General features: G+C 56.4%; 16 protein-coding genes. 9 read left to right on the top strand and 7 right to left on the bottom strand.

The genetic code is table 11. The features are described 5' to 3' along the window. Window positions 1-59: 59 nt before the first annotated feature. Window positions 60-809 (bottom strand): transporter substrate-binding domain-containing protein, encoded by a 750-nt coding sequence (locus VIJ98_RS21505; RefSeq protein WP_323271422.1) that lies wholly within the window; start codon window positions 807-809, stop codon window positions 60-62. A 264-nt stretch (window positions 810-1,073) separates the two neighbouring features. On the opposite strand from VIJ98_RS21505, the gene VIJ98_RS21500 reads away from it, so the two are divergent. From VIJ98_RS21500 to VIJ98_RS21460, 9 genes are all read left to right on the top strand, one after another. Beyond that, the gene (locus tag VIJ98_RS21500; RefSeq protein WP_008108724.1) at window positions 1,074-1,724 is read left to right on the top strand and encodes an amino acid ABC transporter permease; all 651 of its coding nucleotides are present in this window, start codon (window positions 1,074-1,076) and stop codon (window positions 1,722-1,724) included. A 1-nt stretch (window position 1,725) separates the two neighbouring features. Continuing rightward, the gene (locus tag VIJ98_RS21495; protein WP_323271421.1) at window positions 1,726-2,529 is read left to right on the top strand and encodes an amino acid ABC transporter ATP-binding protein; all 804 of its coding nucleotides are present in this window, start codon (window positions 1,726-1,728) and stop codon (window positions 2,527-2,529) included. A 14-nt stretch (window positions 2,530-2,543) separates the two neighbouring features. Continuing rightward, window positions 2,544-2,900, top strand: a complete 357-nt coding sequence (locus VIJ98_RS21490; RefSeq protein ID WP_323271420.1) for a cupin domain-containing protein — start codon at window positions 2,544-2,546, stop codon at window positions 2,898-2,900. 193 nt (window positions 2,901-3,093) lie between these two features. Next, the gene (locus VIJ98_RS21485) at window positions 3,094-3,996 is read left to right on the top strand and encodes a metal ABC transporter substrate-binding protein (protein WP_323271419.1); all 903 of its coding nucleotides are present in this window, start codon (window positions 3,094-3,096) and stop codon (window positions 3,994-3,996) included. Further along, window positions 3,993-4,799 (top strand): manganese/iron ABC transporter ATP-binding protein, encoded by an 807-nt coding sequence (locus VIJ98_RS21480; protein WP_323271418.1) that lies wholly within the window; start codon window positions 3,993-3,995, stop codon window positions 4,797-4,799. The genes VIJ98_RS21485 and VIJ98_RS21480 overlap by 4 nt, the downstream gene beginning before the upstream one ends. After that, window positions 4,783-5,646 carry an iron/manganese ABC transporter permease subunit SitC gene (sitC, locus tag VIJ98_RS21475; protein ID WP_323271417.1) on the top strand — a complete coding sequence of 288 codons (864 nt, stop codon included), beginning with the start codon at window positions 4,783-4,785 and terminating at the stop codon, window positions 5,644-5,646. The genes VIJ98_RS21480 and sitC overlap by 17 nt, the downstream gene beginning before the upstream one ends. Beyond that, complete coding sequence (locus tag VIJ98_RS21470) at window positions 5,639-6,475, top strand: metal ABC transporter permease (protein ID WP_323271416.1); 837 nt, start codon at window positions 5,639-5,641, stop codon at window positions 6,473-6,475. The genes sitC and VIJ98_RS21470 overlap by 8 nt, the downstream gene beginning before the upstream one ends. Window positions 6,476-6,591: 116 nt before the next feature. After that, window positions 6,592-7,779 (top strand): IS4 family transposase, encoded by a 1,188-nt coding sequence (locus VIJ98_RS21465; RefSeq protein WP_323271415.1) that lies wholly within the window; start codon window positions 6,592-6,594, stop codon window positions 7,777-7,779. A 215-nt stretch (window positions 7,780-7,994) separates the two neighbouring features. Next, a complete protein-coding gene (locus tag VIJ98_RS21460; protein WP_258145756.1) occupies window positions 7,995-8,384 on the top strand; it encodes a RidA family protein in 390 nt (129 codons plus the stop codon). 23 nt (window positions 8,385-8,407) lie between these two features. Here the strand turns inward: VIJ98_RS21460 and VIJ98_RS21455 are convergent, their stop codons facing one another. The 6 genes from VIJ98_RS21455 to VIJ98_RS21430 all read right to left on the bottom strand — a co-directional run bounded on the left by VIJ98_RS21455 (window position 8,408) and on the right by VIJ98_RS21430 (window position 13,983). Further along, window positions 8,408-8,902, bottom strand: coding sequence for a flavin reductase family protein (locus VIJ98_RS21455; protein ID WP_323271414.1), 495 nt, complete (start codon window positions 8,900-8,902; stop codon window positions 8,408-8,410). Further along, window positions 8,899-9,915, bottom strand: a complete 1,017-nt coding sequence (locus VIJ98_RS21450) for an aldo/keto reductase (RefSeq protein WP_323271413.1) — start codon at window positions 9,913-9,915, stop codon at window positions 8,899-8,901. The genes VIJ98_RS21455 and VIJ98_RS21450 overlap by 4 nt, the downstream gene beginning before the upstream one ends. A 125-nt stretch (window positions 9,916-10,040) precedes the next feature. Next, on the bottom strand, window positions 10,041-10,442 hold the full coding sequence (locus VIJ98_RS21445; protein ID WP_008108743.1) for a Rid family hydrolase: 402 nt from the start codon (window positions 10,440-10,442) through the stop codon (window positions 10,041-10,043). A gap of 25 nt (window positions 10,443-10,467) precedes the next feature. Continuing rightward, entirely contained in the window at window positions 10,468-11,409 is a 942-nt protein-coding gene (locus VIJ98_RS21440) for an ABC transporter permease (RefSeq protein ID WP_323271412.1), read from the bottom strand. Further along, on the bottom strand, window positions 11,391-12,488 hold the full coding sequence (locus VIJ98_RS21435; RefSeq protein WP_323271411.1) for an ABC transporter permease: 1,098 nt from the start codon (window positions 12,486-12,488) through the stop codon (window positions 11,391-11,393). Before VIJ98_RS21435 ends, VIJ98_RS21440 begins: the two co-directional genes overlap by 19 nt. Continuing rightward, window positions 12,481-13,983, bottom strand: a complete 1,503-nt coding sequence (locus tag VIJ98_RS21430; RefSeq protein ID WP_323271410.1) for an ATP-binding cassette domain-containing protein — start codon at window positions 13,981-13,983, stop codon at window positions 12,481-12,483. Before VIJ98_RS21430 ends, VIJ98_RS21435 begins: the two co-directional genes overlap by 8 nt. Window positions 13,984-13,985: the final 2 nt, after the last annotated feature.

Raw genomic sequence — 13,985 nt, 5'->3', positions numbered from 1 at the left:
GATACTGTGTTTATCGCTGAAATTACCGGTACGAGACAGCAAAATATGCCGCAGCGACGTTATGGCATGCCCCATTTGGTTTTAATGGTTTGCAAAGTGCCGTCTTCTTTCATCGCAGTCAGCGCGCTATTAATCTGCGCCATTAATTGATCGTTGCCCTTTTTCACGCCAAACGCCATCGGCGAAACATGTTCGGGTTTATAACCGTCGATAACGTGCATGCCTTTCAGGCCGCCGGCTTTTTCCTGCGCTTTCAGGATCGGATAATCATTCATGCCTGCCGCAATACGTCCGAGCGATAAATCGCGCGTCATATCCGCCGGACTGTCATACACCTTCACCTCTTTGGCGATGCCGCTGGCCATCAGGCTTTGAGTGTAATCGGTGCCCGCCATGGTACCGACGATGTCACCTTTCACATCCTGCCACGAGTTATAGGTCTTTTCGTTGTCGTCACGCACCACCAAACCCGCGCCAAACGCGGTCACCGGCTGAGAAAACGTAATGCGTTTCGCACGTTCTTCGGTGGGCGTCATACCGGCCACAATCATGTCGATTTTGCCGGCAATCACCGATTGAATCAGCGTGGAGAATGGGATGGCGGTGTAATTAATATCGAGGTGCTGGCGTTTCGCCACTTCGGCTGCCACATCCGGCATGAAGCCTTCAATTTTGCCGCTTTGGGTATCGAGAAAAGTGGTTGGCGCACTGGAAGGCGGTGAACCGGCGGTCAGCGCCGCCGCTTGAGCATTGAGGCTAAATGCAGCCGCCAGACACGTGAATAATAACCGGGAACGATTAGCAGACATAACTCACTCCTGAATCAAATGAAAAGGGCGAACGTCATTTTCACTATAATGAAATTAGTCAGGTGTCTGTCAATGTTTTATTTAATCACACTGCGTGAATTCACAATTACGGATTAACCCCTTTGATAACAAGCTCTATTTAACCTATAGCCTATTCGTATGACGATAATAAGTAAAAGCTATCTCTGTTAGGCGGGTAAAGATTGACAGTGATTCGTCATCGGGGATATTCATTATAATGAAATTTATCTGCAGGGGATTATCATGGATTGGAGTAGTATTCACGTTTATCTGCCCTTCCTGTTGAAAGGGGCCGAAATGACGATTTACATCACCATTTTGTCCCTGATAATCAGCACGCCATTGGGACTGATTTTTGCTGCGGCGAAGATGTGTCCGTGGAAAATAATTTCCTGGCCGATTGCGACCGTTATTAATATTACGCGCGGCCTGCCGATGATTGTGGTGCTGTTTTATATCTATTTTGTCTTCCCCGATATTGGCATCACGCTGTCGTCATTTCAGGCCAGCGTGATCGGTATCGCCTTCTGCTTTTCGACCTATATCGCTGAGATTTTCCGCGCCGGCATTGAATCGGTGGATCGCGGCCAGCTCGAAGCCGCGCGCTCAATGGGCATGAGTTTCCCGAAAGCGATGCGCCGCGTGGTGCTGCCGCAGGCGTTTCACGTCGCCCTGCCGCCTTATAGCAATACGCTGGTGATGATGCTGAAAGATTCCGCGCTGGCTTCCACCATCGCCGTCACCGAAATGACGCGTCAGGGCCAGTTGATTGCCGCGTCCACTTTCGATAACACCACGGTGTATACGCTGGTGGCGCTGCTCTATCTGGTGCTGTGCCTGCCGTTGCTGGCGCTGACCAAGCAGCTGGAAAAACGCCAGATTAAAGGAGCCTGAGATGATTGAAATTCGTGATGTGCACAAAAAATTCGGCCATGTCGAAGTGCTGAAAGGCGTGAGTTTCAACGTCAGCGAAGGTGAAGTGGTGTGTTTGATCGGCCCGTCGGGTTCCGGGAAATCAACCATTTTGCGCTGCATCAATGGCCTGGAAACTTACGAAGGCGGCGACATCAACGTGCTGGGCCAGCGCGTGAATAACAAACACAAAAGCATCAACGATCTGCGTCGGCAGATTGGCATGGTGTTTCAGCGCTTCAACCTCTTCCCGCATCGCAGCGTGTTAGAGAACGTGATGGAAGGTCCGATTCACGTCAATGGCAAACCGCGTCATGTGGCGGAAAAGCGCGCCAAAGATCTGCTGGCGATGGTTGGGCTGGCGGAGAAGATCAACGCGTGGCCGACGCAGCTTTCCGGCGGTCAACAGCAGCGCGTGGCGATTGCCCGCACACTGGCGCTGCAACCGAAAGCGATATTGTTTGATGAGCCAACCTCGGCACTCGATCCGGAACTGGTGGGCGAAGTGCTGCAGGTGATGCGCAATCTGGCGCGTGAAGGCATGACGATGATTGTGGTGACGCATGAAATGCAGTTCGCGCGTGAAGTCGCCGATCGCGTCTGTTTCCTGCACAGCGGGCAGATTGTCGAACAAGGCCCTGCCGACCAAATTCTGCTTACACCGCAGGAGCCCCGCACCCAGGATTTCCTGCGCCGCGTGCTGGGCAACGTGGTTTCCACCACCTGCGCCTGCTGCCGTAGTGTCGCCATTCATGGCGACCTGGAATCTCAACCGCACACCACTTAATTCAGAGGAAAATAATGAAAGTCCAAAAAATCACCCAACCCGCCACCATTGCATCGATGGAAGATTGGGGCAGCGTAGAAGGTTTGCCTGGCACCGGCAGCATTGGGTTATCCGGTCTTCAGAAGGTGATTCCCGGTAAAGAAGATATCGATACGGGAATCTTCGAATGCGGCGTCGGCTCCTATCGCCGCTCGGTGAAACAGGCCGAAATCATGCACTTCCTCAATGGCAACGGCTCTTTCACGCCGGATGGCGAAGAGACGATACATTTCAAACCCGGCGATTCGTTGTTCTTTGAAGCCAATACCGAAGGCACCTGGGTAATTGAGAACACCATGCGCAAGTTGTATGTGATTTTTGACGCCAGCTGATTAATGCGCTGACTTTCTAAACGTGAATTGCTGCCAGGTGCGCATGAATGCGCACCCTACAAAATCCTGCCTTTATTTACCTTTCCCCTTTCGTAAATTTTCGTCTAGATACTGGCGTTGTGAACAAAAATGACTCATATAGATAGCATCAGCTATATTTTATAGCATTGGCTATATTTCTCTGGAGATGATGATGTTCACTCAACGCCTTTTGCCTGCGATTGCGATCCTGCTGTCACTCAGCGCGTTTACTGCGTCAGCGGCTGAAAAACTCAAAGTGGTGACCACTTTTACGGTGATCGCTGATATGGCGAAAAACGTCGCGGGCGATGCAGCGGACGTGACGTCAATTACCAAAACCGGCGCAGAAATACACGAATACCAACCCACGCCAGGCGATATTCGTCGCGCGCAGGGTGCCAATCTGATTTTGGTAAATGGCTTTAACCTGGAATTGTGGTTCAGCCGCTTTTACCAGCGTCTCAAGGATGTGCCGCAAGTCACCGTGACAGAAGGCATTGAGCCGATGGGCATCACCGAAGGCCCATACAACGGCAAACCCAACCCGCATGCGTGGATGTCGCCGGATAACGCGCTGATCTACGTCAATAACATTCGCAACGCGCTGCAGAAATACGATCCCGCCAATGCCGCGATTTATCAGGCCAACGCCGAGCGTTACAAAGCGCAGATTCAGCAGACCATCGCGCCGATGCGTGCCGCTATCGACAAGCTGCCCGCCGATAAACGCTGGTTGGTGACCAGTGAAGGTGCGTTCTCTTATCTGGCGCGCGATTTCGCTTTGAAAGAGCTCTACTTATGGCCGATCAATGCCGATCAGCAAGGCACGCCGCAGCAGGTGCGTAAAGTGATCGATGCGGTGCGCGATCATCAAATTCCTGCCATCTTTAGTGAAAGCACCATCTCTGCCAAACCCGCTCAGCAAGTGGCGCGTGAAGCCGGCATTCATTACGGCGGCGTGTTGTACGTCGATTCGCTGAGCAACAGCGATGGCCCGGTGCCGACCTATCTGGATCTCTTGCGCGTCACCACCGAAACCGTGGTGAAAGGCATCACAGAAGGAAGCCAGAAATGAACCCAGCCGCAGGTTTACTCGTCGAGAATGTCGGTGTCACCTATCGCAACGGCCACACGGCGCTGCGAAAAGCCTCTTTTAGCGTGCCAGCGGGCAGCATCACCGCGCTGATTGGTGTTAACGGTTCCGGCAAATCCACGCTGTTCAAAGCGATCATGGGATTTGTGCCGCTCTCATCGGGTGCGGTAACGCTGGCTGGTTTGCCGGCCAATAAGGCGCTGAAACACAACATCGTTTCCTATGTTCCGCAAGCGGAGGAAGTGGACTGGAGCTTCCCGGTATTGGTGGAAGATGTGGTGATGATGGGCCGTTACGGCTATATGGGCATGCTGCGTATTCCGCGTGCCGCCGATAAACACAGCGTTGATCAGGCGCTGGAACGCGTAGGAATGAGCGCCTATCGCCATCGTCAGATTGGCGAATTGTCGGGTGGGCAAAAGAAACGCGTGTTTCTGGCGCGCGCGCTGGCGCAGAGTGGGCAAATTATCCTGCTGGATGAGCCATTTACCGGCGTGGACGTCAAAACCGAAGCCGCGATTATTGCTCTGCTAAAAGAGCTGCGCGACGAAGGCCGCACCATGCTGGTTTCCACCCACGATCTCAACGCCATCCCCGATTTCTGCGATCGCTGCGTGCTGGTGAAAAACACCGTGCTGGCGAGCGGCCTGCTGCATGACACTTTCACCGCCGATAATCTGGCGCAGACCTTTGATGGCGCGATGCATGAGCGTAACGCGGTATTAATGCAGCTGATGAAAAACAAAAATCCAGACCGGGGAGCGAACCATGTCGTGGATTATTGAGCCGTTTAGCTATCAATACATGCTGAATGCGATGTGGATCGCGGCGCTGGTCGGCGCAATTTGCGCGTTTCTCTCCTGCTTTCTGATGCTGAAAGGCTGGTCACTGATTGGCGATGCGCTGTCGCACTCGATTGTGCCCGGCGTGGCGGGCGCGTATATGCTTGGACTGCCCTTTTCACTCGGCGCGTTTCTCTCCGGCGGGCTGGCGGCGGGCAGCATGCTGTTCCTCAATCAGCGCACGCGCTTAAAAGAAGATGCCATCATCGGCCTGATCTTCTCGTCGTTTTTCGGCATCGGCCTGTTTCTGGTGTCGCTCAATCCCACGTCGGTAAATATTCAAACCATCGTGCTGGGCAATATTTTGTCGGTCGCGCCCGCCGATATCTGGCAGCTCGGCGCGATTGGCTTTATCACCCTGACCATTCTGCTACTGAAGTGGAAAGATCTGATGGTGACCTTCTTCGACGAGAGCCACGCACGTTCACTCGGTTTGAATACACTGCGGCTGAAGATCCTGTTCTTTACCCTTCTATCGGCGTCCACCGTCGCCGCGCTGCAAACCGTCGGCGCCTTTATGGTGATTTGTCTGGTGGTGACGCCCGGCGCGACCGCCTATCTGCTGACCGATCGTTTCCCGCGTCTGTTAATGATCGCCGTCGCTATAGGCAGCATCACCAGTTTCCTCGGTGCATGGAGCAGCTACTTCCTTGATGGCGCGACCGGCGGCGTGATTGTGGTGGCACAAACGCTGGTATTTTTAGTGGCCTTTGTCTTCGCGCCAAAACATGGCGTGCTGGCGGCGCGCCGCCGTGCGCGTCAGACCCTGGAGGATGGCGTAAATGGCTGAATTATTGTTGAGTCCTTTCCAGTTCGAATTCATGAACATGGCGCTAATCACCACTTTGGTGCTGTCGCTGCCGTGCGCGATGCTGTCGGCGTTTCTGGTGCTGAAAGGTTGGTCATTGCTCGGTGATGCGATGAGCCACGCGGTGTTTCCCGGCGTGGTGATCGCCTGGCTAATTGGCTTGCCGTACGCCATCGGCGCGTTTGTCGCCGGGATGCTGTGCGCCGTCGCGACTGGCTACATCAGCGAGAACAGCCGCATCAAACCCGACACGGTGATGGGCATCGTCTTCTCCGGCATGTTTGGCGCCGGTTTAGTGCTCTATCTGAAATTGCAGCCTGAAGTGCATCTCGACCACATTTTGTTCGGCGATATGTTGGGCATCAGCCTGGCGGATATCATCCAGACCGCGGCCATCGCGGTGATTGTCAGCGTGCTGATTGGCGTCAAGTGGCGCGATTTATTGTTGCACGCGTTCGATCCCAATCAGGCGCGCGCCTGCGGCATCAACGGTAAACTGATGCATTACGGTTTGCTGTGTTTGATCTCGCTGACCATCGTCGCCGCGCTGAAATCGGTGGGCGTTATTCTGTCGATTTCCATGCTGATCGCGCCCGGCGCTATCGCCTTGCTGCTGGCGCGCCGTTTTGTGCAGGTGATGTTGCTGGCGATTGGCATTGCGATGGTGACGGGTTTCAGCGGCGTGTACGCCTCGTTCTTCCTCGATAGCGCACCGGGCCCAACCATTGTGGTGATCTACGCGGCGCTGTTCATGCTGGCGTTTTTGTATGTCACGGTGAGGGATCGGCGCACGCAGCAAGCGCATGGCTGATGATTTAGGTCGCCATGAATGGCGACCCTACGTTCTGATGAATCCCCACAAAAACGAAGCAGGCACAGTGGAAAAATGATCTAATTATTGCGCCAACAAAAAATAAGATCGCCACTATGCCTGCTTCCGCATTTTGCCATAAATTTTTACGGGAATCTTTAGCCAGCACCCATCAGTATCGTCGTAACGCCCTCACTGATATGACGATTTCCCTGACCCGCGGTGCTTCCCTCAATCTGACCAGCATTGGTCGCTCTCTTGCGGGTGATGCCCGCGTTAAGCACAAAATCAAACGCGTTGACCGCCTTATGGGGAATGCCGCCCTCCACCGGGAGGTGCCCGCGCTGTCACGCGACATTATCTGCTGGCTTATCCGGGACATGAAGGAGTGCGTCATTGCCGTGGACTGGAGCGCCTGGCCGACTCAGTCCTTCAGCCTTTTGCGTGCCAGCCTGCTGGCGGATGGACGCGCCATCCCGCTGCTGAGCCTCATCGCAGAAGGCGATAAGCTGGGAAATCCCGACCTTCAGAACCGTTTTCTGGACGACCTGGCCGGGTGCCTGGGAGACAGGAAAGTGACCATCGTCACCGATGCCGGGTTCCGCCGCGAGTGGTTTAACCGCGTTCAGTCGCACGGATGGCACTTCATCGGCCGGCTCAGGGGCAACGGCGTTCTGAAGCTGGCCGGAACGGAAGAGTGGGTAACGCCGGGTCAGCTAAAAGCCGGCACAACGCCGCGCTGTGCTGGTGCGGCCCGGCTGACGCGATATAAAAAATCACCGGCTTACGGCTTCGTGCACGTTCATAAGAGAGCACCCAAAAATCGTCACGGAAAGAAAAGCCGGGATCGTTTTTTTTACACGCGCGAAGAGGCAAACCAGAGTCGCCTGGCCCGTGAGCCGTGGGTGCTGTTTACCAGCGATGCGGAGCTGAAGTCACGGACGATAATGAAGCTTTACAGCCGGAGAATGCAGATAGAGCAGAACTTCCGGGATGAAAAGAGTGAACGTTACGGTATGGGGCTGAGAAGCAGCTTCAGCCGGAGTGTGGAAAGGATGTCAGTGCTGAACCTGCTGTCGACGCTGTGCAGCATCGTACTGTGGCTGATGGGCTACGCGCTTGAAAGAAAAGGCGAGCACCGGTTTTATCAGGCGAACACGGTGCAACACCGGCGAGTACTGTCATACCTTACGCTGGCAAGAAATGCGATAAGGCACAACCCGGCAGGGATCAGTCAGCTGGATATAGAAACGGTGCGAGCCGAACTATCAGCGAGTTACAGGAATATCGTATATGTGTATTAACGATATTCCTGGGGATCCCTCAGCCCTACGTTGGGAAAATGCAGCCTGGTGCGCGCTGTAATATTTAACGCGTAATGCACCTGCAAATTTAAGCCTACTGCAAACCGCGTTGCTTATCGCGCAACACCGTGTCGCCGAAATACGATTACACGCTGGCTCTGGTCAATGTTAGCCTTAATCTCTTGTTGGCCCGAAATGACCCACAATTAAGGAGCATGATGAGCATCATTAATCCCGCTGGCTTGAAGGCGCGCAGCTATTACAATCACGTAAAAATTCGTCCGGGCACGCCGGTGTTTCCTACTGGCCAGGTGGCGTGGGATGAAAACGGTGACGTGGTGGGTGTTGGCGATATGAAGCAACAGGTCGAGCAGGTTTATGCCAATATCGACCGCTTGCTGGAAGGATTGGGCGCGCAGCGCGACTGGATTGTACGCACCACCACCTATGTGACGGATTTAGCACTGGTGGCGGAAATTCACCCGGTGCGCCAGCAGTTTTTTGCCGGTCTGGAATTGCCCGCCAGCACGCTATTCCAAATCGCCGCATTGGCTGAGCCGGAGCTGCTGCTGGAGATTGATGTAGTAATTATGTTGCCGTTGTAGGGTCGCCATTTATGGCGACCACGCTACACCAACTGATGAAATTCCCGATCGTGATACACCATTGGTGCCGCATCACTCCGTGGATGCAGCACCGCAGTCACTTCGCCGAGAAAAATCGCGTGTGTATGCCAGTCCACAGTTTTCGCCAGACTGCACTCAAACGACACCAGTGATTCCGCACACAGCGGCGTGCCGTTGGCCGCCATCAGCCATTCACCGTGTTGAAATCGCTCATCGCGGCGGGCGGAATTGCTGAACACATCCACTAACGCCTGCGCATCAGCGGATAACAGGTTAACGCAAAAGCGTCCGCTCTCGGCAATCATGGCAAACAGGGATGCGCTGCGATTCACGCACACCAGCAAAGTCGGCGGTTCAGCGCTGACTGAAGTTACCGCCGTGGCGATCATGCCGCCAGGTTGTCCCTGATAGCTGGCAGTAATCAGGCACACGCCCGCCGCCAGTTGGCGCATGCCGCCACGATAGGCATCGGCCAGGATAATAGGATTTTCAGTCATAACACACGCTCGCGCACGATTCGGCCCTCAACAGGATGATGCGGATCGACCGGACCAAGGCTGGAGCCCTTACCCGGCGAAACCAGTCGATCGCAGAACGCTTCATCTTCCGCTGACCACGGACAATCCAGCGCGGCAATGCCATCCCGCCACTGCTCAAAAGTGCGCGGCCCCACCAGCGTGCTGGTCACCAACTGATTGCGCATCACCCACATCTGCGCCACATGCGCGGGCTGACGTCCGCTGCGTTCTGCGTAAGCCGCCAGTTCACTTGCTACTTTAAGTGATTCCGGACGCCATTCCGCTTCCATCATGCGCGGATCGGCACGCCCGGCGCGGCTGTCGCTGTCGGGTGCGGCACCCACGCGATATTTTCCCGTCAGGATGCCGCGTGCCAGCGGGCTGTAACACACCGCGCCTGCACCGAAATAGGCTGCCGATGGCAGAATTTCCACCTCGGCTTCACGGTTAGCGAGGTTATACAGCGGCTGCGTGGCAACCGGTCCGGCAATGCCTGCTTCGCGCGCCAGGCGTACGGTTTCCGCCAGACGCCACGCTTTAAAGTTGGAGACCGCGAAGTAACCGATTTTGCCTTCGTGAATCAGATCGGCAAAAGCCAGCACCATCTCTTCCAGAGGCGCATTGAAATCCGCTTTGTGCATGTAAAGCACGTCAATATAATCGGCGCCGAGACGCTTCAGCGATCCGTGCACCGCTTCGCGAATCCACTTGCGCGACATACCGCGCTGATTCGGGCCATCGCCCATCGGATTGCCGACTTTGGTTGCCAGTACCCAGTTATCTCGATCTGTGGCAATCGCTCGACCCACCACTCGCTCGGATTCGCCTTTGTTGTACATATCAGCGGTGTCGATGAAGTTGACGCCGCTGTCACGCGCATCGGCAATAATGCGGCGCGAGGTTTCTTCGTCGGTGGCACCGCCAAACATCGTGGTGCCAAGGCAGATTTCGGACACTTTTAGCCCGCTGCGTCCGAGATATCGGTATTGCATGTGAATTTCCTCATTATTACTTTGCAGCGGTCGCCATGAATGGCGCCCCTACAACTGTCCTGCGCCGGTTTTGTAGGGTGCGCATTTATGCGCACCTGGTCGCCATGAATGGCGACCCTACGGAGTTACGCTGGAATCACTGCCGTGGTGGCGATTTCCACCAGAAACTCGGGGCGCACCATCTCCAGCTTCACGCAGAAACGGGCGGGCAGCAGCGCGGGGAAATAGGTGACGTAGATTTCGTTGAATTTGTGGTAATCATCGAGGTCGCGCAGAAAGATCTGATTCATTACTGCGTGATCCATGCTGCTGCCCGCCGCTTCCAGCACCACTTTGATGCTGTCGAGCACGCGGCGCGTCTGCACTTCGATATCGCCGATACCCACGATGCTGCCATCCACCGGGTCGGTCGATAACATTCCTGCGACATAAACATGATTGCCCGCTTTTACGCCCCAGTTGAGGTGATTGAGGCCGGTCGCGGTTTTACCGATGATCCAACCTTCGGGATTGATTGCCTGATTCATCTGTTTCTCCTGAAAAATTAAAAGATTAACGCCCTGAATTACGTAAGAAAGGTCGGCCTAAATCTCCCGGTGCCGCACCGGCTTTGCCCATCATGATCCAGGCAATCAGCGCCACCACAAATGGCATCGCCATTAGCAGCGACGGCGCGATATCCACGCCAAGATATTGTCCCTGAAACTGTAAGGCTTCGAGCAAACCCAACACGATGGCGACGATTAGCACACGCAGCGGCATCCAGCGGGCAAAAATGGTGATGGCGATGGCCAGATAGCCGCGCCCGGCGGTCATGTTGTCGACGAAGGTGCCGCCAGAAGCCACGATGCACAGATAGGCGCCGCCCAAGCCCGCCATTAGTCCGGTGAACAGCGTGGCGCTGAAGCGAATGCGCAGCACCGAATGCCCGGCGGCATCGGCCGCTAAGGCGTTTTCACCCACCGCACGCAGTAGCAATCCGGCGCGGGTAAAACGCAGCAGACACCACAGCGCAATGGCGATCACCACCGCCAGATAGAACACCGGGCTCTGGGAAAACAGCGCGCGCCCCACCACCGGCAAATCGGATAAGCCCGGCAGCTTGAGCATCGAAACCGAGCGCATCGATCCGGCAGCAGGCGCACCGCTCAGCCACAGCTGGCGAATCAGCGAGGTTGCGCCAATCGCGAACAGATTGAAGCCGATGCCCATCACGATCTGGTTGGCGCGTGCCAGCACCGTGCCTAATGCCAGCATCAGCGCAGCCAGCAATCCGCCCAACATGCCCGCACCCAGCGCCAGCACCGGCGAACCGGTCAACGCCAGTCCCAGTGCCGAAGCCGATGCGCCAAACAGCATCAAGCCTTCCAGCCCAATAGTGAACACGCCCGCGCGTTCAGAAACGGTTTCACCCAGCGCCGCCAATAACACCGGCACACACAGCCGCAATCCACCTGCCAGGAACAGCGCCAGGGTTACAGTGTTGAATTCCATACCGGCCTCCCTTTCACCAGCATCACGCCGCTCAGCACCGCCAGAATCAGAATCGGCATGCCGCCGAGCACATCAGCGAGCGCCGCAGGAATCGAAAAAGTGGTTTGCAGCGCCAGCGCAGCGCTGTTGATGGCACCGAAGTAGAGCGAGACGATCACTGCGCCAAACGGCTGCAATCCGGCCAGAAACGACACCGCTAAGCCTTCAAAGCCAAGGCCCGATGAGAAGCCATCAATTAGCCGATATTGCACACCGAGCACTTCAAAGGTGCCGGCGAGGCCGCTCACTGCGCCGGAGATCGCCATGCTGGAGAGCACGGTTTTGGCGGCGGATTGTCCCTGTAAGCGCACAAAGCGCGGACTCTGCCCACTGGCGCGCAGTTTCAGGCCAAAAGCGCTGCGATTAAGCATCACCCACACCGCCAGCGCGATCAGCAGCGCGAGGAACACGCCAGCATGCAAACGCGTGCCTTCAATCACCTGCTGAAATACGCCATCGGCGGGCAGCTGCGCCGACATATTGAAGTTCGAGTTGGCCGGTCGCATTGGACCTTGCACCAGATATTTCAGCAGGTAGATGGCGATAAAATTCATCATCAGCGTGACGATGATTTCATCGATGCCACGCCATACTTTCAGCAACGCCGGAATCGCTCCCCAGCACGCACCGCACAGCGCCCCGCAGAGGATCGACAGCGGCAGCAGCGCCGCGCCGACATCACCAAAGGCGAGAAACGGCAGCATCGCGCCAATCGCGCCCATCTGCAGTTGCCCTTCGCCGCCGAGATTAAACATGCCGCCACGAATGGCGATCAGCGCGCCCAGCGCCACCAGCAGGCGCGGCGTCATAAACACCAGCGTGTCGGACAGCGCGCGCAACGTGCCAAACGCGCCGTCAAACGCGGTGGACATTGCCGCCCGCATCGGCACGCCCATGGCCGCAATCAGCGCTAAGCCGATGATCAGCGAACCGACAAAAGCGCTGAGCGTGATCCACAACGATCGTGATGCGCTGAGCTGCGCGAGTATGCGGCGCAACGAGGCGCTGGTTTGCGCCAGCGTAGTAACGGAATCAGACATGCAAACCTCCTGCGAGCTGCGCAGCGCGCCCCGACGTCATCAGGGTGCCAATTCGTTCAATATTCATCTCATCTCCCGCTACTGCGCCGGTAATCCTGCCGCCGTTCATCACCACGATGCGATCCGAAACGCGGATCAACTCTTCAATATTCGAAGAGATGATAATCACGGTGGTGCCGGCATCTGCCGCCTCGGCAAGGCGCATCAGCACCGCTTCTGCCGCTGCCATATCCAGGCCGCGCGTTGGCTGATACACCACGATAATCGACGCGTCCTGCGCCAGCGCACGCGCCACCACGATCTTTTGCTGATTGCCGCCAGACAGCGAACGCGCCGGGCTGGCGTGCGAATGGGTGCGAATATCCGACTGCGCGATCATCTCCTCGGCGCGCGCGGCAATCGCTTTGTGATCGAGTAATCCAGCGCGGCGATATGCGCCTCGCATAATTTCGGGATAGAGCAAGTTGTGTGACACCGGCAGATCCAGCGATAAACCTTCGTGATGGCGATCCTGCGGCACTAGCGCTAACGTGACATTGTCACTGGATCGCACCACTTCGCCGCCTTCCGGTTGCAGCTCACCTGCCAGAATAGCGAACAGTTCGCTTTGTCCATTGCCTTCCACGCCCGCTACGCCTACCACTTCGCGCGCCGCCAGCGTGAGGTTGATGTCTTGCAAACCTGGTGAACCGCTGCCAGGCCGCAGCTGAATGTTGCTGAGGCGCATCTGCTCTGCGCCGCCGCTGCGGTGCTGGCCGAGCCGTGTGCCGCTGCTGACGGCGCGTCCGACAATGCGCTCCACCAGCTCATCCAGCGAGCAGCTGTGCGTTAATCCGCTGCCGTTGGTTTTGCCACGGCGCAGAATGGTGTAACGATCGGCATTCGCCAGCACTTCATCGACGTTATGCGTCACCACCGCAACCGCCGTTCCGCTGGCACAGATGCGGCGCAGCGTGGCGTAAAGTGCGGTGATTTCAGCGGGCGTCAGAATGGTGGACGGCTCATCCAGCAGCAGCACGCGCGTGTCATTAACCAGCGCTTTGAGGATCTCCACTCGTTGCTGCAGCGCCAGCGGCAAGTGGCCGACAATCGCCGCCGGATCCAGATCAACGCCGTAACGCTGCATAAAGGCGCGAATATCGGCGTGGCGACGAAAGGCTTTGCGCCGCTCGCCGCGTGCCACCAGCGCGAGGTTCTCCGCCACGCTAAATGGCGCCACCAGTTTGAAATGCTGATGCACCATGCCAATGCCGTTAGCGATGGCATCGGCTGGTCGACGGTGAATGACCTGACGACCGCCCATCAGCACGCCGCCTTCGCTCGGCTCATGTACGCCGTACAGAATGTTCATTAATGTAGATTTGCCCGCTCCGTTCTCACCCAGCAGCGCGTGAATCTCTCCGGGGAACAGCGACAGACACACCTTTTCCAGCGCCAGGAAGCCATTGGGATAGCGCTTCGAGACGTGATCGAGTTCGATGAGCGGGCTGGACATGG

This window comes from Pantoea sp. S18 (genome assembly GCF_045689705.1).
In the GTDB taxonomy this organism is placed as follows: domain Bacteria; phylum Pseudomonadota; class Gammaproteobacteria; order Enterobacterales; family Enterobacteriaceae; genus Pantoea; species Pantoea symbiotica.
Note: the sequence above shows the minus strand (reverse complement) of the source record. Positions and strands in the feature narration are given on the sequence as shown.

Coding starts and splice junctions, on each gene's coding strand:
- VIJ98_RS21440 (WP_323271412.1), bottom strand. CDS start 11,409: ATGGAATTCAACACTGTAACCCTGGCGCTGTTCCTGGCAGGTGGATTG.
- VIJ98_RS21430 (WP_323271410.1), bottom strand. CDS start 13,983: ATGTCCAGCCCGCTCATCGAACTCGATCACGTCTCGAAGCGCTATCCC.
- VIJ98_RS21500 (WP_008108724.1), top strand. CDS start 1,074: ATGGATTGGAGTAGTATTCACGTTTATCTGCCCTTCCTGTTGAAAGGG.
- VIJ98_RS21455 (WP_323271414.1), bottom strand. CDS start 8,902: ATGACTGAAAATCCTATTATCCTGGCCGATGCCTATCGTGGCGGCATG.
- VIJ98_RS21490 (WP_323271420.1), top strand. CDS start 2,544: ATGAAAGTCCAAAAAATCACCCAACCCGCCACCATTGCATCGATGGAA.
- VIJ98_RS21445 (WP_008108743.1), bottom strand. CDS start 10,442: ATGAATCAGGCAATCAATCCCGAAGGTTGGATCATCGGTAAAACCGCG.
- VIJ98_RS21435 (WP_323271411.1), bottom strand. CDS start 12,488: ATGTCTGATTCCGTTACTACGCTGGCGCAAACCAGCGCCTCGTTGCGC.
- VIJ98_RS21495 (WP_323271421.1), top strand. CDS start 1,726: ATGATTGAAATTCGTGATGTGCACAAAAAATTCGGCCATGTCGAAGTG.
- VIJ98_RS21450 (WP_323271413.1), bottom strand. CDS start 9,915: ATGCAATACCGATATCTCGGACGCAGCGGGCTAAAAGTGTCCGAAATC.
- VIJ98_RS21465 (WP_323271415.1), top strand. CDS start 6,592: ATGCCTGCTTCCGCATTTTGCCATAAATTTTTACGGGAATCTTTAGCC.
- VIJ98_RS21470 (WP_323271416.1), top strand. CDS start 5,639: ATGGCTGAATTATTGTTGAGTCCTTTCCAGTTCGAATTCATGAACATG.
- sitC (WP_323271417.1), top strand. CDS start 4,783: ATGTCGTGGATTATTGAGCCGTTTAGCTATCAATACATGCTGAATGCG.
- VIJ98_RS21485 (WP_323271419.1), top strand. CDS start 3,094: ATGTTCACTCAACGCCTTTTGCCTGCGATTGCGATCCTGCTGTCACTC.
- VIJ98_RS21505 (WP_323271422.1), bottom strand. CDS start 809: ATGTCTGCTAATCGTTCCCGGTTATTATTCACGTGTCTGGCGGCTGCA.
- VIJ98_RS21460 (WP_258145756.1), top strand. CDS start 7,995: ATGATGAGCATCATTAATCCCGCTGGCTTGAAGGCGCGCAGCTATTAC.
- VIJ98_RS21480 (WP_323271418.1), top strand. CDS start 3,993: ATGAACCCAGCCGCAGGTTTACTCGTCGAGAATGTCGGTGTCACCTAT.